Origin of the sequence: Micromonospora sp. Llam0, assembly GCF_003751085.1 — a bacterium.
Lineage (GTDB): Bacteria > Actinomycetota > Actinomycetes > Mycobacteriales > Micromonosporaceae > Micromonospora_E.
The window spans coordinates 4,805,927-4,830,198 of record NZ_RJJY01000001.1; the positions used below are offsets into that span (position 1 = coordinate 4,805,927).

A 24,272-nucleotide genomic window follows, 5' to 3' on the forward strand; every position below is an offset into this window, starting at 1 on the left:
CGTTTCGCTTAATTGTTCGAAACTTGTCGCAGTGACATCAGTGATCTTCGATTGATGTCACTGCCATCACCTAGCCGGAAGGGAGAGCCCTGGTGACCATAAACTCGGGCCGCTCGAAGCTCCGTTCGGCGGTCGTCGTGTTGTCCACAGCAGCCCTCGCGGTCGCTGGAGCCATGACAGCACTGGCGGGAACCCACACCGCCGACGCCGCCGTTGGCAGCCTCGCCTTCGCCTCGGACGTCGAGGACGAGGGCGCCGACTGCCCCGTACCCAATCCAGGTTCCTTCAGCCCCAATTCCCGGCTTCCGGATCCGTTCCGGAAGATCGACGGTTCACGGATCACCACAAAGGCCGAGTGGGTCTGCCGGCGGGCCGAGATCCGGGAGCAGGCCGAACGGTACGTCTACGGTGACAAGCCGGCCAAGCCGGCCACCGTCACCGGCACCGTGACCAGCTCCACCATCACGGTGAACGTCTCGCACAACGGCCGCAGCTCCAGCTTCTCGGCCAGCGTGCAACTGCCCAGCGGCGCCGGACCCCACCCGGCCGTCATCGTCTACGGCGGATTCGGCGCGGACACCGCCACCATCCGGTCCGCCGGTGCCGCCGTGATCAGCTTCGACCCGTTCTCCGTCGGCCAGGAGGGCACCGGACGCAGCAACAAGCAGGGTGCCTTCTACAGCATCTACGGCTCGTCCAGCAGCACCGGACTGCTGATGGCCTGGGCGTGGGGCGTCAGCCGGATCATCGACGTCATCGAGCAGTCCGGCGGCAACATCCTGCGGACCGACATCGGGGTCACCGGCTGCTCCCGCTTCGGCAAGGGGGCCTTCGTAGCCGGCGTCTTCGACCAACGGGTCGCGCTGACCATGCCGATCGAATCGGGCAGCGGTGGTGCGCCGGCCTTTCGCGCGATCGCTCAGGAAGCCGGGGCGCAGCCGCTGAGCAGCGCGTACGGCGAGCAGCCATGGCTCGGCGACGCGTTCGGCTCGTACACCGGCAACCCGGCCGGCCTGCCGGTGGACACCCACCAGATGGTCGGCATGGTCGCCCCGCGTGGCCTGTTCATCATGGAGAACCCGCACATCGACTGGCTGGCAGCCCAGTCTGGCAGCGTCGCCGCGCTCGGCGGCGCCGAGGTCTACCGCGCGCTCGGGGCGTACGAGAACATCACCTACTGGTCCGCCGTCTCCGACGGCACCCACTGCGCCAGCCGGTCGGAGTGGCGCACCCCGCTGCAGCAGCACATCCAGAAGTACCTGCTGAACACCGGCAGCGCGGCCGGCACCTTCCGGATCGCCAGCAACAAGTCCGGCAACCTGGCCCAGTGGCGGGACTGGACGACGCCGACCCTCGCCGACGGCCCAACCACCCCGCCGCCGACCACGGCTCCACCGACGACTCCACCACCGACCACCGCACCGCCGACGACTCCACCACCGACCACCGCACCGCCGACGACTCCACCACCCACCACCCCACCGCCGACGACTCCACCACCGGCTGGCGGCTGCACGGCGACGGTGTCGGTCAACCAGTGGCCGGGCGGCTTCGTCGCCACCGTACGGGTGACCGCCGGCTCCTCGCCGGTCAACGGCTGGTCGGTCACCATGGCCCTGCCGTCGGGCGCCAACGTGACCAACGCCTGGAACGCCAGCCGGAGCGGTAACAGCGGCACCGTCCAGTTCAGCAACGTCAGCTACAACGGCAACATCGGTGCCGGCCAGTCGACCGAGTTCGGCTTCCAGGGCACCGGTACCGGCACCGGCATGACCCCCACCTGCTCAGCCGGGTAGTCCGCTTGCGGAACCATGAGGACCCCGTCGGGGGGTGGTCGACGACAAGCCGGCCACCCCCACGGCGAGGTCCTCACTTTGGTACCTGGATCGAGGCGCCTGGATCAACTCACGAGATCACGGGTGACCTCCGGCGAGTTGATCAGAGCCCGCACCCCCACCGCTCCTGCATCTTGATCAGGATCGGCATGCTCTGGGTCACCACACCGTCCGTCAGCGTCATCTCGGCCCGGTACTCGCCGAAGTCCAGCGGCGGCAGGGTCATCGCCACCCAGGCGATGCCGACATACCGGTCGCCGTTCGACCCCGGCGCGATCGGATGCGGCAGGCCGTAGTCCGTACCCTCGGGCAGACCGTGCATGTCGACGTGCAGGGGCGCCGACCACGAGCCGGCGACGAATCCAACGAAGTACGTGAAGTTGGACTGGTTGGCCGGGAGACAGACTCGCTGCTCGGAGTCGGCCAGATCCCAGGTCGCCTGCGAGGTGCCGGCGGCGGGGGCCGGAGCCGCCGAACCTGCGCCACCGGCCGCCGACGCGGTCGATGGACTGATCGCCAAGGTCAGTGCCAGGCCGGTTGCCACGGCGAGCGCCACCTTGACCGAACGGGACGACAATCTCACGATGAGCCTCCTTCGGTGATCCTTCCTCGGACGACCTCCAACCCCAGAACCCGGTCCGCACCCGGTTCGCCGCCCCTTGTGCACGGAGTATCACGCGGGCGTTCCTCGAACACCACGCACCTCTTGGGTATCCCCTACATCCACACCAGCATCGATGTTGCTGAATTGGGTTCGCTCGTGCTGAAATGACTCACATCGCCGCAGCGCGGGGGCAACCGCGCTGGGAACGGCCAGCCGGGAGCATCGCAGCGTCGACAGCGCGGCACCTGGCAGACACCCGCGCCGCACCGCCCGACGGGCTACCCGTCGGCAACATCCACTCTGGTCTGCCAAGGCATCGGATTCGGCGACGAGGTGAGAAGTAGCCATGGTTTCCCCGGAGAGATCCGCCAGGTGGTACCGAAACCGCTTCGCCTGGGTAGCGGTGATCCTGCTCGCGACGTCGGTCAGCGTGGTCGTGCTGGTCAACTCGGCCGACCCGGAACTGACACCGGCCGATCTGCGCGGACAGATCATGACCCGGATGCGCGCCACGCTCGAACAGGCAGACCCAGAGCAGCACAACCACGCCGGACACATCGTGCAGGCGGCCAACGGGGACGAGCCGTCACCGGCGGTGATCTGCGGGGTCCACGTCTACGGCCACGAGCCGACCGACGTCGACACGCTCGCCGACGTACGGACCGTCTACGGCTTCCACCTCTGCGGGGTCGCCGGACCCGACCGCCCCTGGGACGTCGCACCGAAGCTCGCCGGGCCGGTGATCATGGACCTGTCCACCGAGCCACCCGGCATCCAGGTGGTCGAGGCCACCGCCGAGATCATGTTCGTCGACCGGCTGCGGCAGATGTTCCCACCGAAGTACGCCGAGCTGGCGATGAAGGAGGCCCTGGCCGAACCGGAGATGGCCGATCTGCGCCGCCGGTACGACGCTGCCGCCGGGCTCTGACCCGGGAGCCGGTGGGTCGGCCGGACACCAGCCGGGGCGTACGCCGCCGCCCGGTTCCGCCGGGAGCAGGTACGGGGGCCGACTCGAAATCGGGGCCTGCGGACATACGCCCGCCGAAGGACACAGGGACTTACTTTGCTTTTACCCCGGTCACCAATCGGGGGTCATCGCCGATCCCGTCGATGACATCGAGGCGCAAAATTCGTCAACACAGAGGCCTATTCAGCAGGCCTCCGACCCGCTACAGTAGACCCCCAATAAAAAGGACGATCCGCTCTTCCGTAGGATGGAGTTACCACACCACATCACAGAGAAAAGCGGACCGCCGAACATGTATCATACCACTGGCTTCACCACGGACCAGATCCGCGACCTCTGCGTGCTGGTCCGTGCGGAATGCGGCTCTTCGAGGAGCCCGGAATGCCAGGATCTGGATGTGGAGCCATGGCCCCCGGTCCTTGGTCTCTACCGCGCTGTCGTCGTCGCGTTGACCTACCTGCGTCGCAACCGCGTCCAAGCGGAGATCGCCGAAGCACACGGCGTCTCCCAGCCGACGATCTCCCGAGCGGTCACCGGCATCACCCCGGTCCTCGACCGCGTGCTGACGGAGTTCGTACCGACAGCCGACGACCTCAGCCCGACCGCCCAGTACATCGTCGACGGCGCGCTCGCCTGGATCTCCGATCCCGTCACCGGCAACCACCACGACTCGTACGCGATCAACGACACCGAGGTCCTCGTCACCCTGAATCCCGGAGACTGGATCGGTGACAAGGGCTACGTCGGCAACGGAATGATCACCCCGTACAAGAAGCCCAAAGGTGGCGAGCTCGCGGAATGGCAGAAGGAATACAACCGGCAGGTCAACAAGATCCGCTGGGTTGTGGAACAGGTCATCGCGAACCTGAAGACATGGCGAATCCTGCACACCGACTACCGCAGACCGCTTGCGACCTTCACAGAAACGATCTCCTGTGTCATCGGGTTGCACTTCTACAGGATCGCCTGTGAATAGGCCTCATAGTCACCAACTCGGAGCTTCACATTCTTCATCACCAGAGGATACGGAAATCCATGACAATCGTCATGTCGTGTTCCTGACCGGCCTAACAGCTCAGCTCGGGACCCGTGGATCCGGCTGGGTCAGCGGACCGGCGGCATGCGGCAGGGCCCAGCCAGGCCCTCGACCTCGGCCTTCGACTGGCAGGTGGCCCTGTGGTGGTCGGGACCAAGGTCCCGACCACCACGGGTGTTCCGCCTCAGGCGGCGGGACCCGTCAACGCGGGAAGCTGATCTCGTCACAGCGAGATACGAGTCGCGGAGGCGACGATGACCACCACCCAGCACACCAGCCACCGGTCGATCGAACGGCCCCTCGAGCGCGCCGAACTCCCCGGCGCGATGCTGACCACCACCGCCGCCCGGGCCATGGCCGTGCTGCGGATCTCCACCGGGTTCGTCTTCCTCTGGGCGTTCCTCGACAAGACCTTCGGCTTCGGCTTCGCCACCCCGGCCGAGCGGGCCTGGGTCAACGGCGGCTCGCCGACCAAGGGCTTCCTCTCCTCGGTCGAGGTCGGCCCGCTGCAGTCGTTCTTCCACTCGATCGCCGGCACCTGGTGGGCCGACACCCTGTTCATGGCCGGTCTCGGCGCGATCGGCATCGCCCTGATCGCCGGCATCGGGCTGCGCGTCGCCGCCGCGTCCGGCGCCCTCATGATGGTGTTCATGTGGCTCGCCGAGTTCCCGCTCGACCGCGTCACCGCCAGCGGCGAACCCGCCCACGCCACCAACCCGCTGATCGACTACCACATCGTCTACGCGGTCGTCCTGGTCGTCCTCGCCGCCGCGTACGCCGGCCACACCTGGGGTCTCGGCCGGCTCTGGGCGAAGCTGCCCTTCGTACAGCGCAACCGCTGGATGATCTGACCTTCCCTCCCCCCACCGCTGTGCCGGACCGCTCCCCCGCGGTCCGGCACAGCGGCGTCTGACGTACCGCCGGCAGGTCATGCCAGCAGGCTCTCGCCGATCCAGCCACCGGGCCCGCAGCCGGGCGGGATCGCGAACACCGCCGACCCGATCGGGGTCACCCACTCGTTGAGCAGGTCGTGGTCGGCCAGCCGCTGCTGGATCGGCAGGAACTGGGCGGTGACGTCCGCCTGGTACGCGGCGAAGATCAACCCACTGTCCGGCGTACCGTCGGGACCCGGCACCCCGTCGTAGTTGTACGGCCGCCGCAGGATCTTGTACCGGTCGTCAGTGATGTGCGCCCGGGTGACGTGCGAGAAGTCCGGCATGATCGGCAGCCCGACCTCGTTGACCGCGGTGAAGTCCGGTTCGTCGGTCTCCTTCTCACCGGTCAGCGGTGCCCCGCTGTCCAGCCGCCGCCCGATCACCAGCTCCTTGTCGACCCGGCCCAGCTTGTCCCAGGTTTCCATCTCGGTGCGAATCCGGCGCACCACACAGGTGGTGCTGTCGCGCAGCCAGTCCGGACCGTCAGCGACCCAGACCGCCGTGTCGAACGCCTCGGTGTCGGGCGTCGGGTTCGCCGTACCGTCGATCTGGCCCATGATGTTGCGCTGGGTGTGTGCCTCGTGTTCGACGCCCCGGCCCCGGCGGAACCCCTGCTGCACCCAGCGCACCCGGGCGAACGGCCGGGCGTCCTTGATCAGCATCCGTTGCGCGTGGGCCACCGTCAGCGGATCATCGGCGCAGATCTGCAGCAGCAGGTCGCCACCGGACCACCCAGGTTCCAGCCGGTCGATCGCGAACGCCGGCAGGTCGGCCACCGAGTCCGGCCGGCGGTCCGGCACCCCGGCCGCCGCGTACAGCCCGGCGCCGAACCCGAACGTCACCGTCAACCGGGCCGGCAGCACCGCCAGCTCCGGCTCGGTGTCGGCCAACGGCGCCACGCCCTCGGTCAGCCGGGCCGCGTCGTCGGTGAGCAGCCGCAACAGCCGGCCCAGCGCCGGTCGGTCCGTTCCCGTGTGCAAGGTGAACGCGACGAACGAGGCGTACGCCTGCGGCGCGGTCGCCACCCCGGCCTGCCGCGCCCCGTGGAACGGCACCGTCTCCGTGCCGAAGTCGACCGGCGGCGGCTCGGCGGCGGCCGGACCGGGATCGGCCGGTTGCCGGCCACCGGACACCGCCGCGGCGACCGCCGCACCGCTGGCCAACGCTCCGCCGAGCGCGGCGGCACCGCCGGTGAACAGCAGACGGCGGTTCACCGCCGGCCGGGCAACGTGTTCCTCAGCAGGCATGCGCTCAGCCGTTGTCCATGTCCATGCCCGAGTCCGGGTCGTAGCTCTCCTCGGCCCCGGCGAAGGGCTTCGCCACCGCGCTGAACTCGTACGTCCCGCCGTCGGCGAACGTCATCGTGAAGGTGATCTCGTCACCGGGCTGCACCGCTTCGGCGATGTCCATCAGCATGATGTGGTCGCCGCCGGGTTCGAGGGTGTGGCTGCCGCCGGCCGGTACGGTGATCCCACCGCCCTTCTCCCGCATCACCATCGCGCCGTCCTGCATCGCCATCTCGTGCAGCTCGATCGGGGAGATCGCGGTCTCGACTGCGGTGACGGTGATGTCGGCGTCGGTGTCGTTGACCAGCACCCCGAACGCGGCCGTCATGCCCTCGTCGGCGGCTTTCACCCACGGATCCTCGATGACGAGCCCGGCGGTCTGCGTCACCGCCGGGCTGTCCGACGGCGTAGGCTCGGCGGTCGTCGACGGCCCGTCGCCACCGCAGCCGGCGAGGGCGAGCACGACACCGGCGAAGCCGGACAGCGCCGCGAGCCGCCGTGCCCGCTTCCGTACCGAACCAGCCTGGACCGCTGTTGACATGCGCGTTCTCCTCACGAGTGGTATCCGAGTAGTCGCGCCGTGATCCACACCAGTTCCGGAAGTGACCTAGGTCACCCGTCGGCGACGCGCGGCGAAGACCGCCGCCACGGTCGCCCCGACGATCACGAGCACCACCCCGCCGACCAGGTACGGCCACCATCCGAGGCCACCCGACGGCTCCTCCGTCTGCGCCTGCCCGGGCTCCGCTGCCGCGCTCCCGGTCGCGGCGGCACTCGCCGTCGCCGCACCGGACGCGGCGGTCAGCGGCGCGTTCACCGCGAACCGGAACGACCCCTGCACCGGGTGGCCGTCCGCCGACACCACCCGGTACGCCACCGTGTAGACGCCGTCCGGCAACGGCTGCACCGGCCGCACCACACTCCGCTGCTGGTCCACCACCGGGCCCTCGACCGGCACCTGCGCACCAGCGGCGTCACTGACCACGATCGTGGTGAACTCACCGTTGAGCCGCTCGGTGAACACCAACTCGATCTCTTCCGGCGCCTGCACCACCCGGGTGTTCTGCCCCGGCTGCGAACTCACCAGCGCGTTGTGCGCCGCCGCTGGCGACGCAGGCAGCAGCAGGACGGCAGCCACGACGGCGATCACCACAGCGGGGACGGACGCGGCCACGCCCAGGCCCCGCATGGCGAGGGCGACGCCACGACGACCATGTACGGACATCTCGGCTGCTGCCGGCATGGACGACCTCCTCGGTCAGGGCTCCTGGTGTTGGCCCGAAATCGATTGAAACACCACCGTGTCGCGACGCTCGCCGCTGGTCGGACAGCTTGCCAGCCCGGACAATGATCTGATGCGCCTGGTGTCGTTGCTGCCGTCTGCGACGGAGATCGTCTATGCGCTCGGGCTGGACGACGATCTCGTCGGGGTGACCTTCGAGTGCGACGAGCCGCCGGCCACCCGCGTCGCCTGATCGGGGATCCAGTGTCGGGCCCGGCTACCGCGCACGCAGGGCTGGGATTGTCGTTGGCTGGGTATGAGTGCCAGTAGCGCAGATTTCAGCCGACCCGAGGAGAACCCGTGACCGACCAGCGACAACGCCCACCGACCACCACCGACGCTGGCGTACCGGTCGCCAGCGACGAACACTCGCTCACCGTCGGCCCGAACGGCCCGCTGCTGCTGCAGGACCACTACCTGATCGAGCAGATGGCGAACTTCAACCGGGAGCGGATCCCGGAGCGGCAGCCGCACGCCAAGGGTGGCGGCGCGTTCGGCGCGTTCCAGGTGACCAGCGACGTCAGCGCGTACACCCGGGCAGCGGTGTTCCAGCCCGGCACCGAGACCGAGGCGATCGTCCGGTTCTCCACCGTCGCCGGGGAACGGGGCAGCCCGGACACCTGGCGCGACCCACGCGGCTTCGCCGTCAAGCTGTACACCAGCGCCGGCAACCTGGACATCGTCGGCAACAACACGCCGATCTTCTTCATCAAGGATCCGATGAAGTTCCAGCATTTCATCCGGTCGCAGAAGCGCCGGGCCGACAACAACCTGCGCGACCACGACATGCAGTGGGACTTCTGGACCCTGTCGCCGGAATCCGCACACCAGGTCACCTGGCTGATGGGCGACCGGGGCATTCCGCGTACCTGGCGGCACATGAACGGGTACGGCAGCCACACCTACATGTGGATCAACGCGCGGGGCGAGAAGTTCTGGATCAAGTACCACTTCAAGACCGACCAGGGCATCGAGTTCTTCACCCAGGACGAGGCGGACCAGATGGCGTCGGCCGACACCGACTACCACCAGCGGGACCTGTTCGAGCACATCGCCGCCGGACAGTTTCCGTCCTGGACGCTGTACGTGCAGGTGATGCCGTTCGAGCAGGCCCGGACGTACCGGTTCAACCCGTTCGACCTGACCAAGGTGTGGCCGCACGGCGACTACCCGCTGCACGAGGTCGGTCGGCTGACCCTGAACCGCAACGTCACCGACTACCACACCGAGATGGAGCAGGCGGCCTTCGAGCCGAACAACGTGGTACCCGGCACCGGGCTGTCCCCGGACAAGATGCTGCTGGCCCGCGGGTTCAGCTACGCCGACGCGCACCGCGCCCGGCTCGGCGTCAACTACCGGCAGATCCCGGTCAACTCGCCGAAGGTGCCGGTGCACAGCTACTCCAAGGATGGCGCCATGCGCGTGCGCAACGTCACCGACCCGGTGTACGCGCCGAACTCGTACGGCGGACCGCAGGCGCAGCCGAATCTCACCGACGACGGCGGCACCTGGTACGCCGACGGCGAGATGGTCCGGGCGGCGTACTCGTCGCACGCCGAGGACGACGACTGGGGGCAGGCCGGCACCATGGTCCGCCAGGTGCTGGACGACGCGGCCCGCGACCGGCTGGTCGACAACATCGTCGGGCACCTGCTCAACGGGGTGAGCGAGCCGGTGCTGCAGCGTGCCTTCGAGTACTGGCGCAACGTCGACAAGCACCTCGGCGACCGGGTGGCGGCCGGAGTGCGCGCCAAGCAGTGACTCACCGGGCTGCCGGAAGATCGGATGCGGTCGACCTGACACGTCCTCGGCGTGTCAGGTCGAGCAGGCGCTGTGGATCATCGACGGTTCCGCGACCGGACGCGGTACCGGCGGACGGCGAGCCACAGCCCGCTGACGACGAACATCGCCGCGCTGACCAGCAGCCAACGGGTCAGGTACGGCTGCTGGGTCAGGCCGGTCGCGGCGGTGAACGTGCCGCCACCGAGCTGCAGAATGCCGGGCAGGTAGACGACGAACAGCAGCGCCGACCCGAGCGCCGGCACCCGGACGTGGTTCACCACGGACAGCCGCGCCGGGCGGCTACCGTTGCCGACATCTGCCCGGGTAGCGGTGAGCAGCGCCCGGTCGGCGGCCGCGTAGATCGGGAACATGACCAGGTCGTGGATGATCACCGCGGCCACGAACCAGATCAGCATCCGTACGGCGGTCGCCTCACCGGCCAGCCGCAGCACCACCCAGCCGGCGACCGTGAAACACCCCACCAGCAACAGCAGGTGCCACAGCGGTGCCCCGTAGCCGGCCCGGAACCGGCCGGCCATCAGCTGCGTGCTCCGGTCACCCATCGCCGTCACCGTCCCCGCTGAACTCGATGGTCGCCACCCATTTGGTGCAGTGCACGCCGGGCAGCGCCGGCACGATGATCCGGGCCGGGAAGCCGTGGTCGAGGGAGAGGTCGACCCCGTTGACCCGCAACGCCAGCAGCGAGTCCGGGTCCAGCACCTGGTTGGCCTGCAGGGTCGCCCTGTTGAACAGGCCGCTGCGCTGGATCGAGGTGACCCGGGCCGACGCCGGCTCGGGCACCCCGGCCTCGGCGGCCAGGTCGCGTAGCCGTACCCCGGTCCAGGTCTGCAGCGTCGACCAGCCCTCCACACAGGCAATCGGTAGCCGCGCGGTGTGCGACGGCATGCCGAGCAGCTGTTCCCGGCTCAGGCTCACCACCCGGCCGTCGCCGCCGCGCAACTCCAGCCGCCAGCCGTCGCCGTGGTCGGCCGGCCGGATCCCGGCCGCTGCGGCGGTGCGGTTGACCGGAAAGCCGTTCGGCCCGTCACCTGCCGGCCGACCACGGGGCAGCAGCAGGGCCAGCCGCCGCCACGGACCGTCCAGGCTCTGCCCGACGGTGAGCACCGCCAGCAGCAGCGACCCGCCGCCGACCAGGGCGAGCGCTCCCCGGCGGCTGATCGTCGCCGGGGCGGGGCGCGGGGCGACCAGGCCGTCCGGGTCGGGCGGCTCGGGCTGCGTGTCGGCCCGCGAGGTGCGCAGCGACCGGGACCGCAGCGCGGTGACCATCCGGGGCAGCTTGAGTACGACGTGGACGACGAGCGCGGCGGTGAACACCCACGCCCCGAAGTAGTGCGCGGTGTAGAAGTCGAACCCGAACAGGTACGCGTACTGCACGTTGAGCACACCGGTGACGGTCTGGAACAGGATCCCGCCGACCAGCAGCAGCAGGGAGATCCGCTCCAGTGCCTGCGCCGCCGACCGCACCGGCGGCCAGGCGAACAGTTTCGGAATCACCGACCACAGTTTGGCCAGGATCACCGGGATCAGCGCGATCCCCAACGCCACGTGCAGGCCCTGGCTGACCCGGAACAGCCAGGATGGGCGGGTCGGCCAGTCGAAGTACGGCAGCCGCAGCCAGCCGACGTCGCGCGGGAACGCCTGCCCGAACTGCGGCCCGTAGGCGATGTAGTCGAGCAGCCCGGTGATCATCACCACCGGCAGGCCGATCAGCAGGACGAGGCCGAGGACCGAGGTCAGCCAGGGGCCGCGCAGCGGGCTGCGCCAGCGGCGGGCAACGTCGAACGGGCCGGCGGAGGTGGGACCGGCAGCGGTAGGACCGGCAGAGGCGGGACCGGCGGAGGCGGGGCCGGCGGAGGCGGGGCCGGAGCCGGGGTCCGGAACCGGATCGGTGGTGGCGGCCATGTACCGGGACGCTAGTTCGCGACGACCCGGTCAGGGCCCGGTTCGACGATTACGGAATTCTGACGGCTGGCCGGAACCGGACCGGCGACCCACCGACCGGCCATACCGTGAGCGGATGCGGATACTGCTCACCGGCGCGGCCGGGTTCATCGGATCGCACGTCGCCGACCTGCTGGTCGACGAGGGACACGAGGTGGTCGCGCTGGACGCGCTGCTGCCGCAGGCGCACGGCGACGAGCCACCCGACTGGGTCCGCCGGCACGACCTGGTACGCGGCGACGTCCGCGACGGCGAACTGTTGGACCGGCTGCTGCCCGGCGTCGACGTGGTCTGTCACCAGGCGGCGATGGTCGGCCACGGCCTCGACCCGTCGGACGCGCCGGCCTACGCCGGCCACAACGACTACGGCACCGCGGTGCTGCTGGCCGCGATGCACCGGGCCGGCGTGACCCGGCTGGTGCTGGCCAGTTCGATGGTGGTGTACGGCGAGGGCCGTTACACCTGCGCCGGGCACGGCGTCGTCCGGCCGGCGCCGCGCCGCCCCGACGACCTGGCCGCCGGCAGGTACGACCCGCGATGCCCACGGTGCGCCGGTGAACTGCGCTGGACACGGGTGCCGGAGGACGCGCCGCTGGAGCCGCGCAGCACGTACGCGGCGAGCAAGCTCGCCCAGGAGCATCTGGCGGCGGCGTGGGCGCGGCAGACCGGCGGCGGTGGCTGGGCGCTGCGCTACCACAACGTCTACGGCCCCCGGATGCCGCGCGACACCCCGTACGCGGGAGTGGCGTCGCTGTTCCGGTCGGCGTTGGCCGCCGGGCGGGCACCGCAGGTGCTCGAGGACGGCCGGCAGCAGCGGGACTTCGTCCACGTCACCGACGTCGCCTGGGCGAACCTGCTGGCCATGGTCGCCGACCAGCCGGCCGGCATGGTGCCGGTGAACGTCTGCTCGGGTGAACCGCACCCGGTCGGTGAGCTGGCCCGGCAGTTGGCGGCGGCGATGGGCGGGCCGGAGCCGGTGATCGTCGGCGGTGCCCGGCCGGCGGACGTACGGCACGTGGTCGCCGACCCGGGCCGGGCGGCGCAACTGCTCGGCTTCACCGCCCGGGTCGGCTTCGCCGACGGGGTTACCGCGTTCGCCACCGACCCGCTGCGGGAGCCGGCCGTCCTGCGGCGTGAGCCGGCCGCGCTGCCGGTGCCGGCCTGAACCCAGGCCGGCCACGCCGCTGGCGCCGGCCCGGGACCCGGTCAGGAGAAGGTCAGCAGCAGGTGGTTGACGGCCAGCGCGGTCGCCGCCTGCCCGGCCAGCCACCAGCGGCGTGCGCTGGCCGGCAGGTGGGCGGTGGCGACCAGCAGCCACACCACGAACGGCAGCCAGATCCGCTCCACCTCGGCCTTGCTCAGCCCGGACAGGTCGGCCGCGACGATCGCGGCGGCCGCCGTCAGCGGTAGCACCACCGTCGGCCGTGCGGCGGCCCGCAACCCGGCGAGCAGCCGTCGCCCGCGCGGCGCGCCGGCCGGCTCGGTCGGGGCGGCCGGTACCGTCGACGCGGCCTGCCGTACCGCCTGCCGGGCCGCCCCGACCGTGCGCCGCAGTGCCGGCCCGACGACCAGGCCGGCGGAGAGCAGCATCGCCGCCAGGTTGGCCCACACCCAGTAGCTGTACGGACGTTCGGCGGCCCAGCCCTGGTAGTACCGCTCGACGACCAGCTGATAGCCCTCCCACCACCAGAAACCGGCGGCGGTGAAGACGACCACGACGGCGGCCACCCCGGTGCCGGCGATCAGCAACGCCGGCAGGAACCGGCCGGGCCGCATCGCCAGCACCGCCAACGCCAACGCCCCGACCAGCACGAACCCGTACGACAGGTAGAGCGCGAAGCCGAGCAGCAGACCGCCGGTGAGCAGCGCCGCCGGGTGGCGGGCGGCCAGCAGGGCCAGCCCGGCGGCGACCACCCCGGTGAACACCCCGTCGCCGGACGAGCCGATCCACACCGCGCCGGGCAGCAGCACCAGGAACGGCAGTACGGTGCGGGCGGCGTCCTCGGCGCCGAGCCGGCGCAGCGTCGCCGGCACGCTGACCACCATCGTCGCGCCGATCAGGATGCAGGCCAGGCCGGCCGCGGTGCCACCGCCGAGGCCGATCCGGTCCAGCCAGACGAAGACCAGCAGCGCCCCCGGCGGGTGGCCGGCGGTGTGCGTGGACCAGGAGCCGGGCTGGAAGTCGATGATCCGGTCGCTGAACCCGGCCAGCATCACCGGGATGCTGGTGATCCGGTGCACCTCGTGCAGGTACTCGGCCTGGTTGGTGAGGCGTTCGGTGACCCCGGCGGTCCAGCCGTCGATCAGGGCCAGCGACAGAATCCAGGCCACCGCGACGAGGTACCCGACGCCGAGCAGCCGGCCCCAGCTGGCGCTGCGCGCCCACCGTACCCCCCAACCGACGACCACGACGGCGACCACGACGGCGAGCGGCGTGCCCCAGCCGACGTGCGGACGCCAGAACGCGTACAGCGGCGCGGTATCGGCGTAGAGTCCGACGCCACGCCGGTTGAGCACCACGCCGACGACGACGGCGGCGGCGATCAGCGCCAACTCGACCCCGAGCACGATCAGGTCGGCGCGGCCGGACCGCCGGGTTACGGGTTCTGGTGGTGTCATGGCCACTGGACGGTACGGCCTGCGCCGGCGCCCGGGCCGGGCAACGGCCGGACCGTAACCCTCCGGTAAGAATTGCCGCCTGTAAGACTTCCGTAAGCGCGGAACGCCACCCGGTCAGGGACGGTTCGTCCTAGCGTCGGCGGTATGCCGACACCGATCGACGTGGTGCTGCCCTGCCTCGACGAGGCAGCCGCCCTACCGGGCGTACTCGCCGCGCTGCCGCCCGGCTACCGGGCGGTGGTGGTGGACAACGGGTCCCGGGACGGGTCCCCGCAGGTGGCCGCCGCGCACGGCGCCCGGGTGGTGCACGAGCCCCGGCGCGGGTACGGGGCCGCCGTGCACACCGGCCTGCTGGCCGCCGAGACCGAGCTGGTCTGCGTGCTCGACGCGGACGGGTCGTTCGACCCGGCGGAGCTGCCGGCGCTGGTGCGGCCGGTGGCCGACGGGCACGCCGAGCTGACCGTGGGACGCCGCCGGCCGGTGTCGGCGCGGGTCTGGCCGTGGCATGCCCGGGCCGGTACGGCGCTGGTCGCGGCGCTGCTGCGACAGCGTGGCGTACCGCTGCGGGATTTGAGCCCGATCCGGGTGGCCCGCCGCGAGGCGCTGCTGTCGCTCGGCGTCACCGACCGGGCCTTCGGCTACCCGTTGGAGCTGATGATCCGGGCCGCCGGTGCCGGGTGGCGCATCGTCGAGCTGGACGTGACGTACGCGCCCCGGGCGGCCGGCACCCGGTCGAAGGTGTCCGGCTCGGTACGCGGCACGCTGCGGGCGACCCGCGACTTCGGCCGGGTGCTGCGCACCGTGGACGGTGCCCGGTGACCGTCCTGCTGGTGATGGCGAAGGCACCGGTGGCCGGGCGGGTGAAGACCCGGCTCTGCCCGCCGGCCACCCCCGGCCAGGCCGCCCGGATCGCCACCGCCGCGCTGCTGGACACGATGGACGCGGTCCGGACGACCGGAGCGGTGACGCCGGTGCTGGCGCTGGCCGGCCGGTTGTCCGACGCCGACGCGTACCCGGGGGCCGCCGAGGAACTGATCGTGGCGACCGCCGGCTGGCGGGTACTGCCGCAGCGCGGGGACGGGTTCGCCGACCGGCTGGCCAACGCGCACGCCGACGTGGCGGCGGCGTACCCGGGCCGGCCGGTGCTGCAGATCGGGATGGACACCCCGCAGCTGACCGGCGCGGCGTTGACCGCCGCCGTCGAGACGCTGACCGGTGCCGGTGGGGCGCCGGCCCAGGCGGGTGGGGTGCGGGCCGGCACCGGCGCGGTGCTCGGTTGGGCGGCCGACGGCGGCTGGTGGGCGCTGGGCCTGACCGACCCCCGGCACGCCGAGGTGCTGCGGCGGGTGCCGATGTCGACCCCGCACACCGGCCGCGACACCTGGTCGGCGCTGCGCGCGCGAGGGTTGCGGGTCGCACCGCTGCCGGTGCTACGCGACGTCGACGAGTGGCCGGACGCGCTGACGGTGGCCGACGCCGTTCCCGGCAGCCGGTTCGCCGACCAGGTGGCGGCGGTGGGCGTACCGGCCCTGGCCCGGACACCGGTGACGGTGGCGACGCCTGCGGCTGGGGCACGGCGGTGACCGCCAGCGTGCCCGGCCGGTACGCGGCCGACCACGGCTTCGCCGCCGCGCTGCTGGCTCCGGCTTCCGGCGGGCACTGGCTGGTGCAGGGTGACGGGGTCCGCTGGCAGCTGCCGGTGGAGCGCTGGCACGGTCCGGTGGAGCCGACGGCCGACGCGGTGGTGGCCCGGTGCTGCGGTCCGACCCTGGACCTGGGGTGCGGGCCGGGCCGGGTCACGGTGGCGTTGACCCGGGCCGGGGTGACGGCGGTCGGGGTGGACGTGTCGGCCCGGGCGGTGGCGCTGACCCGGGCCCGGGGCGGGGTGGCGATCCACCGTGACCTGTTCGACCGGTTGCCCGCCGAAGGGCGGTGGCGGCACGCCGTGCTGCTGGACGGCAACATCGGCATCGGCGGTGATCCGGTGGCGTTGCTGCGCCGGTGCCGGTCGTTGCTGCATCCGCAGGGCACCCTGCTGGTGGAGCTGGATCCGCCCGGGGTCGGGCTGTGGCGCGGGTACGCGCACGTGGTCAGCACCGCCGCCCGGGGCCGGCCCCGGCTGGGGCCGGCGTTCCGGTGGGCGCGGCTGGACACCGACGCGGTACGGGCCGCCGCGACCGCCGGTGGGCTGACCGTCCGGGAGGTGTTCCGCGACGCCGGCCGGTGGTTCGGTGAGCTGACGGTGTCGCGGTGAGCGGCTACCGGCCGCCGTCCGACACCGGAGCGTCCGGCAGCGGGTAGCGCAGCACCAGTGGGTCGGTCGGCAGACCGTGCCGGGTGAGGAACTCGCGTACCTGTGGTTCGACGGCCGGGCCGGTCAGCGCGGCGAACCGTTGGACCATCGACGCGACCGCGCAGACCACGGCGAGCTCGACCAGCTCGTCTGCGTCGTAGTGGTCGATGGTCGGCTGCACCTGCCGCCGGGGGGTCACCAGCGGCACCTGGGCGGAGAGCCAGGCCAGCCGCAGCGCCGCGCGTTCCCGTTCGTCGAAGACACCGCCGTCGTCGGCACGGCCGGTGGCGGCGGCCACGCAGCGGTCGATCCGGGCCACCGCGTCCGGCCGGTCCGGGGCGGCGGTGAAGGCGAGGTAGCCTTCGGCCGCGGCCAGGTAGGCGTGGTCCCGGGCGACGGCCGACACCCGGGCCATCAGGTGCTTGAGGTCGGCGGGGATCCGGGAGTGTGGCCGGTCACGCATCAGTTCGACGTACAGGTGACAGTGCCGGCGGCGCTGCGCGGCCGGCCAGGCCCGCACCCAGGCCGGGACGAAACCCAGCTCGCGTTCGGCGTAGGCGTCCGGGTCGCCGACCAGTTCGTCGTAGCCGGCCATCAGCTGCGGCAGGGTCGGTCCGCCGGACGGCAGCTCGTGGTCGAGGTTGCGCGGGTTGGTGTCGCCGACCGCGTGCCGGCCGGCGGTCACGCCCCGGGCACTGGCCGTCGCCGCCCAGTCGCCCTCGATTTCCAGGCCGACCAGGTCGTTGAACACGTTGAGGAAGCCGAACGACGCCACCACCATGGTGAGCGCGTCCATCCTGACCTGGGCGTCCCCGTCGCCGTGGCGGGCCTGGTCGACGGTGTCCCGGACCTTCGCCAACGCCTGCGGGGTGACGGCGTTGCGGGTGGCCCGGGCCGCCAGGTCGGTCAGGGCGGCCTCGTGCGGCCCGACCGCGCTGTCCGGGTCCGCCGGGCCGGTCGCGCTGTCCGGGTCCGCCGGGCCGGTCGCGCCGGGCACGGCGACGGCGTGGGTCATGCAGTACGAGCAGCCGTGCGCGCGGGACGTGGCGTAGGCGACCTCGGACATCACCGCCCGGCCGAGCCGCTGTCCGCCGGCCTGCACAGCTGCCGCGTTCTGGCAGTAGACGAACAGCTTGTACGCTGCCGGCCAGCGATGCAGGTAGGCGAAGGTGTTGGGCCAGAAGCCGAAGAACCTGCGGTACATGTGCAGGATCGGCCAGGTCTGCGGGTCGGGGTCGTGGGTGCCGTCGCTGGTGGGGATGACAGTGGACAGTGCGAGGTCGGCCGCGCCGTGGGCCAGCTCGTCGTCGGTGTGCCCGTCGAGGTCCAGGTCGCCGCGGTGTGGTGCGGTGGTCAGGGCGGCCAGCCGGCCGGTCGTGGCCAGCCGGTCCAGGTCGTCGGCGCTGCCGACGTGGTAGTCGCCGAGAAAGATCTGCGGGACGGTGTACGCACCGGAGAAGTAGGCGCTGGCGTTCGCGGTGCGGGCGTCGGCCGTGACGTCGTACGGCTGGAAGTCGATGCCTTCGCCGGTGAGCGTCCGCTTGGCGCGGGCGCAGAAGACACAGCCGGGCTTGGTGAACGCGTGCACGGTCGGTCGGGTGGGCAGGTACGGGTGCACGATAGAGCCTCCTTTGGCTGCGGTTACCGGGCCCCGGGGCGCTTCGTTGAGCATACACTCATTGAGTTTTTACTCAACGAGTGTGGGTCGAGGATGTGGAGGACCATGGCAACCAGTCGGCAACAGGCCGCCGAGCAACGGCGACGGCAGCTGCGTGAGGTCGCGGTACGCGTCTTCGCCCGGCAGGGCTTCGCGGCCACCACCACCAAGCAGCTCGCCAAGGAGGCCGGCGTCGCCGAGGGCCTGCTGTTCCACTACTTCCCCACCAAACTCGACCTGCTCAAGGACGTGGTCTCCGAGTACGGCGGCTACCGGCTCGCGATCGGCGACGTCCTCGACCCGCTCGACCCGAACGACCCCCGGACCGCACTGGCGGCGTACTGCCGGTCGCTCCTCGCCCACCTGCGCGAACACGCCGACCTGATCGCCGTCCTGGCCGGGGAGAGCCAACTCGACAGCGACCTGTCGAGCGTGTTCTGGGACGTGGTTGGCGACATGCGGGCCGGTCTGGCCGGGTGGCTCGACCGAGCGGTGCGGGCCGGCTCGGTACGCCCGGACGCCTCGACCACCGTCGCGGCGCACCTGGTCACCTCGACGCTGTCGATGTTCTTCCTGGAACACCGGCGGCTGCCGGAGCGGCAGTGGCGTACCCGGGCGGCAAAGCACGTCGCCGCCGTGGTGGACAGCACACTCGCCGGCATCGGCGCGGCACCGGCACCCGGCATCGGCGCTGCTGCGGCACCCGGCACCGCCGCCCGGGTGGCCCGCCCACCGGCACCACCGAGTTGATCTTCGGTTGGTCGCAGACCGTCGTTCAGCCGGCTGACGCCCGGCGCTCACCACCGGGCGCGACGTTGCTCGGGTGACTGACGATCCCCTGCGTACCCACCAGCCGCGACACCCCGAGAACCCGCAGCGCGGCGCAGCGCCGGGCCGCCTGCAGCGGCGTTCCCTGCTGCAGGCGGCGCTCGTCGCGCCGGCCGCCGGCGCCGCCGCCACGCTGATCGACGCCCCCGCCGCCGCCGGCGGCGGCGGGCCGTTCGACCCGGCGAGCCCGAGGTTCGCGCTCGCGGTGCTGCCCGACACGCAGTACCTGTTTGACGCCGACAGCTCCGACCCGGAACCGCTGAAGGCCACCTTCCGCTACCTCAACCAGGAGCGGCGGGACGCGAACATCGCCTTCATGACCCACCTCGGTGACATCACCGAGCACGGCAGCGAACACGAGATCGACCTCGCCAGCGACGCCTTCCGGACCATCGACGGCCGGCTGCCGTACAGCGTGCTGGCCGGCAACCACGACATCCGTGGCGGCGACGACCAGCGCGGCGACAGCGTCTACCTGCGAGCCTTCGGACCGCACCGGTTCACCGACACGCCGACCTTCGGCGGTGCCTCACCGGACGGCTACAACAGCTACCACGTCCTGCGCGCCGGCGGCCGGGACTGGCTGATCCTGGCGCTCGACTGGCGGGCCTCCGACACCGGCCTCGCCTGGGCGCAGGGCGTCATCGACGCACACCGTACGCTGCCGGTGATCCTCACCACCCACGACCTGGCCTGGGCCGACGATGCCGGTGCGGCCCAGCTGTCCGGCCACGGGCAGCGGCTGTGGGACCGGCTGATCCGCGACAACGACCAGGTCTTCCTCACCCTCAACGGCCACTACTGGCCGCCCGGGCGGACCACGCTCACCAACGCGGCCGGCCGCGACGTGCACGTGCACATCGCGAACTACCAGGACCGCTACTACGGCGGGGCCGGCATGATCCGGCTCTACCAGTTCGATCTGGTCCGCAACGTGATCGACGTGGAGACCTTCGCGCCCTGGTTCCTCACCCGGGATCCGGCCAAGCGGACGCCGCTGCAGGCCGAGACGGTCGAGCTGACCGGCCCGGTCGACCGGTTCAGCGTCGAGGTCGACTTCGCGGCCCGGTTCGACGGGTTCGCACCGGTGCCGCCGGCCGCGCCCCGGCCGCCGGTCGCGGTGCTGCGCCACACCACCGTCGGCTACTGGCGGTTCGACTCGGCCGGCTTCGGCGCCGGCACCGGCAGCCCGGTCACCGGCAACCCGGTGCTCGACGGCACCGTGGTGCGCGACCTCAGCGGCAACGGCAACGACCTGACCGTGGGCCGGATCGGCGCCGGCACCGCCGAGACGTTGACCTTCTCCGACGAGCACCACAGTGGCCAGCCCGCACACGCCAGCCTGCGCTTCGACGGCGGCAAGGGACCGGACCGGGGTGCCATCCTGCGGGCCGGCCCGGACGCGCCGATCAACAGCATGAAGTTCCGCGACGGCTACACCATCGAGGCGTTCGTCAAGCTGCCCGACCCGTACCAGGGCGACCACGCCTGGATGGGCATCCTGAGCTGGGAGGGGCGCAGCGGCGACGCCGGCAAGACCACCGGATGGTCCCCGCTGGAGTGCACCTGCAGCCTGAACATCTCCCCCGAGCGGTTCCTGCAGTACGTCGTCTACGCCGACGTGCAGGACGCCGACCCGACGTCGTGGAGCCACGCCCTGCCGCCCGGCCGGTGGATGCACCTGGCCGTGGTCAACGGCTCCGAGCAGACCGTCGTCTACGTCGACGGGTCGAAGATCGCCCGCAACCCCACCCAGCCCTCGACCGGGATCGCCACCCTCGGCCTGCCGTTCGTGATCGGCGCGACCTCGTTCGACCTGAGCTACGGGCAGGGCTTCTACGGCTGGATCGGTGACGTGCGGATCACCGCGAAGGCGCTGCGCCCGCACCAGTTCCTGCACCCGTACGGCTGACCGGACGCCGCCGGCGGCTGGCGAGGTTCAGCCGCCGGCGATCGGGTCCGGCTCAGTGGTCGGTGGTCGACGTGATGGCGCTGCCGTTGAGAACCCCCAGCGGCGGCGCGCGCGGGCGGTCGCCAAGGCCGCCTTCCTGGCCTCGCTGGAGCCGTTCCTGCTGGCCACCGACGACAACCCGACCGGCGTGCCGCAGGAGGTCTTCGCCGGATCGACGTGCCAGCACTGATCCAGCACGGCACCGCCGAGGTCAACACGGCACTGCTCGCCTTCCTGAACAGCTGAACCGACCCTGTCGGGTCCCCGGCGCCGTGCCGCGGCCAACGCCTCACGGCACCGGGTACGCGACCACATCGGCCAGCGCCAGGGCCCCCGGCACCCGGGTGTCCTGGCGCTGGAACTGCACCACCAACGGAGTCGACGAGGTGAGCACGCAGCCGAACGGTCGGCCGAGTCTGATCGGCTCCGGGTCGACCAGGTCGTTGAATCGGATGTGCCGGATCCGCCGAGCCCACACCCGCAGCTGGTACGGCCCCACCGGCTCCTGGTCGGCGTAGTAGACGGTCAGTTCCACCTCAGCGACGGAATCGTCGGTGTTCAGCAGGCAGAGCTGGTCGAAGCTGGTGAACTCCGGCTCGTCGCCGGAGCTGTCGACCGGAATCCGGCCACCGGCCACCACCCAGGTACGGGCACCGATGCCAGCCATCACGCCTCCTCGCCGGCCACTGCCGCCACAGTCGCGACCCACCAGCGCCTGCTGCCTACCCGACGACCGGCTCGGCTAACCCGGCCACGACCACACCGGGCAGGGCGGAGCGGCTGCGCACGCTAGCCGGCGGTGGCGTCGCCCTGCTCCGGGCGCTTCTTCCGGGCGTACTTGGCGCGGAACTTCTCCACTCGACCAGCACTGTCCAGCAGCCGCTGGCGCCCGGTCCAGAACGGGTGACTGGCCGCGGAGATCTCGACGTCGACCACCGGGTACGTCTGGCCGTCGGTCCACTCGATGGTCTTCTGGCTGGTCGCGGTCGACCGGGTCAAGAACGCAAAATCCGCACTCCGATCCCGGAAAACCACATAATTGTACTTGGGGTGGATATCAGGCTTCATTCGCAAAAACCAACCTTCCCCGAATTAGCGATAATGATTGTCATGTTAGCAAGCCCGCCGCACTCCCGGGCCCGGAACCCGCCCTGCACGTCGGAACCCGCCCTGCACGCCGGGCCCGGATAACGTATGCGCGTATCGCGATGTAAATATGTATTGGGGAGTATCCATGTCTCACCCGGTGCACACCGAACACCCGCAGAGCCACTCCGCGACCTGCGGGCACGCTGCGGTGACCCACGACGGGCACACGGACTACCTGCACGACGGACATGTCCACCACGAGCACGCCGGGCACTGGGACGAGTGCGGCACGGACCAGCACGTGACAGCCGAGTCGCATGCTGACCACGCGCATGGTCCCGACTGTGGCCACGAAACGGTGCCCCACGGCGACCACCAGGACTTCGTCCATGCCGGGCACCGACACGCCCTACACGGCGACCACTACGACGAACACTGAGCGGAGCGTCGCCGGCGCGCCGCGAACAACACCAGCGCGCCAGCGATCACCAGGGTGGCTCCGGTGGCCGGCAGGTGCCACGACGATCCGGTCCGGGGCAGTCTCCCGTCACCGGAGCCGCCACCGCCCGGGTTGTCGCCGCTTCCGGGGCCGAAGCCGGTGTCCGGGTCCGTCGCGTCACCGACCGCCACGGTGAGCGACCGGGAGTCGGTGACCGTCGACCCCGACGACGTGGTGGCCGACATCTCAAAGGCCAGCCGGTAGATACCCGGCTCGCTGAACGCCCAGTTGCCATGGGCGTGCGTGTTGATCGGGATGTCGAGCCGCTGCGGCAGCCGGGCCGACGAATCGAACAGCACCTCGGACTCGCCGAACGACCCGGTCAGGAACAACGCGAACCGGCCAGGGCCGTCGACACCGGCGAAGGTCCAGGTGACCGGGCCACGTACCCCGGCCACGACCGACGGATGCTGTGTGTTCCAGCCCGGCCAGACGATCCCGGAACGCTGCCCCTGCGGCAACAGCCACACCTCGTCACCCGGCGCACCGGGGAAATCAGCGTTGTCCGGAACGGTGATCTTCGCGTTGTCCTTGACGTGCAGCACCACGTCGGCGAGCTCGCGCCACACCGCAGGCGAGACGGTGTCGTCCTTGAGGCGGATCGTCCAGTCCGCACCGGTGAGCTCCGGGCCCATGTCGACATGACCGTCGTCGATCACCACCCGTGACCCGTCCTGCTGAGCCGCCGCGGCGAGCGGCGACGCGGTGCCGGCCGCCGCCGGAGCGGCACCCGCCGCCAGCGCCCGCGCGGGGGTGCCGGCCGACGGCGAATCGGCACCGAGCGGTACACCGTCGCCCGGGGCGGCACCGGACGCCCTCGCCAGGTCCGCCGCCGGAGCGGGAGCCGGGGCCGGCACCGGCCGGGTGTCTGCGGGGACGGGCCGCGCCTCGTCGAGCTGCGGCACCACCACCCGATAGTCGGCGTCGGCCGTCACCTCGGTGCCGTTGGCCAGCGTCGCCGCCGCCGACAGCGTCAGCCGGTACTCGCCTGCGGCGTCGAAGAGCCAGACCAGTCCGCCGGTCCTGGTCGCTGCCGGCAGCCGGGCGGTACGCGGCATGGCGTCGAGGGTGCCGAACAGCGGAGTCGGCTGGCCGAGCCCGCCGAGAGTGTACGCGGCGAATCCCCCCGGGCCGGCGACCTGACCCAGCGACAGCTCGATCGTGTCGCCGCGTACCGCCCCGCTTGGCACCGCCCGGGTGTCCAGGTGCGGAAAGTCGGTGTCGCCACCGGTCAGTGCCCACATTGGCCGACCGGCCGCGCCGAGGAACCGGAACGCCGGATGGTCCGGGGTCCGCACCGCCACGCCGCCCGCCGGTCCGAAGACCACCGTCGCCGGCTGCCGGTCGACGCCGGGAGTTCCTCGACCGGTCGCCGACTCCGTACGGGCCGGCCCGGCCGCCGCCCGGGTGACCACCGACAGCGTCTCGCCGTCGATCGCGACCGCCACCAGGTCGGCACCGGCGGCGCTCACCGACGGAGACGTCGGCGGCACGGTCGGCGGCGGAGACGTCGGCGGCACGGCGGTCGCGGGTGCGGCGGTCACCGGGGCCGGCGCGATCAGAGCCGCGGTCAGTGCACCGACCGCCAGCACGACGGCGCACCGGCGACGGGTCGCCGCACCGGCGGCGTAGTGGATCGTCATCATC

23 protein-coding genes and 2 pseudogenes are annotated in these 24,272 nt (G+C 71.4%); 14 read left to right on the plus strand and 11 right to left on the minus strand.

Annotated features, from left to right (window positions below; translation table 11 throughout):
* The first annotated feature begins 92 nt into the window (after positions 1-92).
* Entirely contained in the window at positions 93-1,796 is a 1,704-nt protein-coding gene (locus EDC02_RS20900) for a cellulose binding domain-containing protein (protein ID WP_233606122.1), read from the plus strand.
* Positions 1,797-1,938: 142 nt separating this feature from the next.
* Here EDC02_RS20900 and EDC02_RS20905 read toward each other — a convergent pair whose 3' ends face one another.
* Positions 1,939-2,418: a DUF5980 family protein gene (locus tag EDC02_RS20905; RefSeq protein ID WP_148083534.1), complete on the minus strand. Its 480-nt coding sequence runs from the start codon at positions 2,416-2,418 to the stop codon at positions 1,939-1,941.
* A gap of 367 nt (positions 2,419-2,785) precedes the next feature.
* On the opposite strand from EDC02_RS20905, the gene EDC02_RS20910 reads away from it, so the two are divergent.
* From EDC02_RS20910 to EDC02_RS20920, 3 genes are all read left to right on the plus strand, one after another.
* Complete coding sequence (locus EDC02_RS20910; RefSeq protein ID WP_123603424.1) at positions 2,786-3,367, plus strand: hypothetical protein; 582 nt, start codon at positions 2,786-2,788, stop codon at positions 3,365-3,367.
* Between the two features lie 286 nt (positions 3,368-3,653).
* A complete protein-coding gene (locus EDC02_RS20915; protein ID WP_199757712.1) occupies positions 3,654-4,382 on the plus strand; it encodes a transposase family protein in 729 nt (242 codons plus the stop codon).
* A 314-nt stretch (positions 4,383-4,696) separates the two neighbouring features.
* Complete coding sequence (locus EDC02_RS20920) at positions 4,697-5,293, plus strand: DoxX family membrane protein (protein ID WP_123603426.1); 597 nt, start codon at positions 4,697-4,699, stop codon at positions 5,291-5,293.
* A 77-nt stretch (positions 5,294-5,370) separates the two neighbouring features.
* Here the strand turns inward: EDC02_RS20920 and EDC02_RS20925 are convergent, their stop codons facing one another.
* From EDC02_RS20925 to EDC02_RS20935, 3 genes are all read right to left on the minus strand, one after another.
* Complete coding sequence (locus EDC02_RS20925) at positions 5,371-6,624, minus strand: Dyp-type peroxidase (RefSeq protein WP_123603427.1); 1,254 nt, start codon at positions 6,622-6,624, stop codon at positions 5,371-5,373.
* A 4-nt stretch (positions 6,625-6,628) separates the two neighbouring features.
* Positions 6,629-7,204, minus strand: a complete 576-nt coding sequence (locus EDC02_RS20930) for a copper chaperone PCu(A)C (protein WP_123603428.1) — start codon at positions 7,202-7,204, stop codon at positions 6,629-6,631.
* A gap of 66 nt (positions 7,205-7,270) precedes the next feature.
* A complete protein-coding gene (locus EDC02_RS20935; protein ID WP_233606133.1) occupies positions 7,271-7,906 on the minus strand; it encodes a copper resistance CopC family protein in 636 nt (211 codons plus the stop codon).
* 112 nt (positions 7,907-8,018) lie between these two features.
* On the opposite strand from EDC02_RS20935, the pseudogene EDC02_RS42550 reads away from it, so the two are divergent.
* A pseudogene (locus EDC02_RS42550) lies at positions 8,019-8,129 on the plus strand (cobalamin-binding protein); the annotation flags it as partial.
* A 116-nt stretch (positions 8,130-8,245) separates the two neighbouring features.
* Positions 8,246-9,706, plus strand: coding sequence for a catalase (locus EDC02_RS20945; protein WP_123603430.1), 1,461 nt, complete (start codon positions 8,246-8,248; stop codon positions 9,704-9,706).
* Positions 9,707-9,783: 77 nt separating this feature from the next.
* Here EDC02_RS20945 and EDC02_RS20950 read toward each other — a convergent pair whose 3' ends face one another.
* Positions 9,784-10,290 carry a hypothetical protein gene (locus EDC02_RS20950; protein ID WP_233606137.1) on the minus strand — a complete coding sequence of 169 codons (507 nt, stop codon included), beginning with the start codon at positions 10,288-10,290 and terminating at the stop codon, positions 9,784-9,786.
* Positions 10,283-11,650, minus strand: coding sequence for a molybdopterin-dependent oxidoreductase (locus EDC02_RS20955; protein WP_123603431.1), 1,368 nt, complete (start codon positions 11,648-11,650; stop codon positions 10,283-10,285). The genes EDC02_RS20950 and EDC02_RS20955 overlap by 8 nt, the downstream gene beginning before the upstream one ends.
* 115 nt (positions 11,651-11,765) lie before the next feature.
* On the opposite strand from EDC02_RS20955, the gene EDC02_RS20960 reads away from it, so the two are divergent.
* Positions 11,766-12,854: an NAD-dependent epimerase/dehydratase family protein gene (locus EDC02_RS20960; protein WP_123603432.1), complete on the plus strand. Its 1,089-nt coding sequence runs from the start codon at positions 11,766-11,768 to the stop codon at positions 12,852-12,854.
* Between the two features lie 41 nt (positions 12,855-12,895).
* Here EDC02_RS20960 and EDC02_RS20965 read toward each other — a convergent pair whose 3' ends face one another.
* Positions 12,896-14,308: a hypothetical protein gene (locus EDC02_RS20965; RefSeq protein ID WP_123604997.1), complete on the minus strand. Its 1,413-nt coding sequence runs from the start codon at positions 14,306-14,308 to the stop codon at positions 12,896-12,898.
* Positions 14,309-14,452: 144 nt separating this feature from the next.
* Between EDC02_RS20965 and EDC02_RS20970 the strand changes: the two genes are divergently transcribed.
* The 3 genes from EDC02_RS20970 to EDC02_RS20980 are packed head-to-tail and all read left to right on the plus strand — an operon-like array spanning position 14,453 to position 16,562.
* A complete protein-coding gene (locus tag EDC02_RS20970; RefSeq protein WP_123603433.1) occupies positions 14,453-15,127 on the plus strand; it encodes a glycosyltransferase family 2 protein in 675 nt (224 codons plus the stop codon).
* Positions 15,124-15,891: a DUF2064 domain-containing protein gene (locus EDC02_RS20975; RefSeq protein ID WP_123603434.1), complete on the plus strand. Its 768-nt coding sequence runs from the start codon at positions 15,124-15,126 to the stop codon at positions 15,889-15,891. Before EDC02_RS20970 ends, EDC02_RS20975 begins: the two co-directional genes overlap by 4 nt.
* Entirely contained in the window at positions 15,888-16,562 is a 675-nt protein-coding gene (locus EDC02_RS20980) for a bifunctional 2-polyprenyl-6-hydroxyphenol methylase/3-demethylubiquinol 3-O-methyltransferase UbiG (RefSeq protein ID WP_123603435.1), read from the plus strand. Before EDC02_RS20975 ends, EDC02_RS20980 begins: the two co-directional genes overlap by 4 nt.
* Before the next feature lie 4 nt (positions 16,563-16,566).
* Here EDC02_RS20980 and EDC02_RS20985 read toward each other — a convergent pair whose 3' ends face one another.
* The gene (locus EDC02_RS20985; RefSeq protein WP_199757713.1) at positions 16,567-18,219 is read right to left on the minus strand and encodes a glutaredoxin domain-containing protein; all 1,653 of its coding nucleotides are present in this window, start codon (positions 18,217-18,219) and stop codon (positions 16,567-16,569) included.
* A 105-nt stretch (positions 18,220-18,324) separates the two neighbouring features.
* On the opposite strand from EDC02_RS20985, the gene EDC02_RS20990 reads away from it, so the two are divergent.
* The 3 genes and pseudogenes from EDC02_RS20990 to EDC02_RS21000 form a co-directional block, all read left to right on the plus strand.
* Positions 18,325-19,008: a TetR/AcrR family transcriptional regulator gene (locus EDC02_RS20990; RefSeq protein WP_158632255.1), complete on the plus strand. Its 684-nt coding sequence runs from the start codon at positions 18,325-18,327 to the stop codon at positions 19,006-19,008.
* Between the two features lie 73 nt (positions 19,009-19,081).
* Entirely contained in the window at positions 19,082-20,998 is a 1,917-nt protein-coding gene (locus tag EDC02_RS20995; RefSeq protein ID WP_233606138.1) for a LamG-like jellyroll fold domain-containing protein, read from the plus strand.
* 118 nt (positions 20,999-21,116) lie between these two features.
* Positions 21,117-21,209, plus strand: a pseudogene (locus EDC02_RS21000) (alpha/beta hydrolase); the annotation flags it as partial.
* A gap of 117 nt (positions 21,210-21,326) precedes the next feature.
* Here EDC02_RS21000 and EDC02_RS21005 read toward each other — a convergent pair.
* Both EDC02_RS21005 and EDC02_RS21010 read right to left on the minus strand, forming a co-directional pair.
* Entirely contained in the window at positions 21,327-21,704 is a 378-nt protein-coding gene (locus EDC02_RS21005) for a sensory rhodopsin transducer (protein WP_199757714.1), read from the minus strand.
* A gap of 122 nt (positions 21,705-21,826) precedes the next feature.
* Positions 21,827-22,105 (minus strand): type B 50S ribosomal protein L31, encoded by a 279-nt coding sequence (locus tag EDC02_RS21010; protein ID WP_123603439.1) that lies wholly within the window; start codon positions 22,103-22,105, stop codon positions 21,827-21,829.
* 166 nt (positions 22,106-22,271) lie between these two features.
* Between EDC02_RS21010 and EDC02_RS21015 the strand changes: the two genes are divergently transcribed.
* On the plus strand, positions 22,272-22,565 hold the full coding sequence (locus tag EDC02_RS21015; protein WP_123603440.1) for a hypothetical protein: 294 nt from the start codon (positions 22,272-22,274) through the stop codon (positions 22,563-22,565).
* Here EDC02_RS21015 and EDC02_RS21020 read toward each other — a convergent pair.
* On the minus strand, positions 22,550-24,271 hold the full coding sequence (locus EDC02_RS21020; RefSeq protein ID WP_233606139.1) for a TIGR03773 family transporter-associated surface protein: 1,722 nt from the start codon (positions 24,269-24,271) through the stop codon (positions 22,550-22,552). The genes EDC02_RS21015 and EDC02_RS21020 overlap by 16 nt on opposite strands.
* Position 24,272 lies beyond the last annotated feature (1 nt).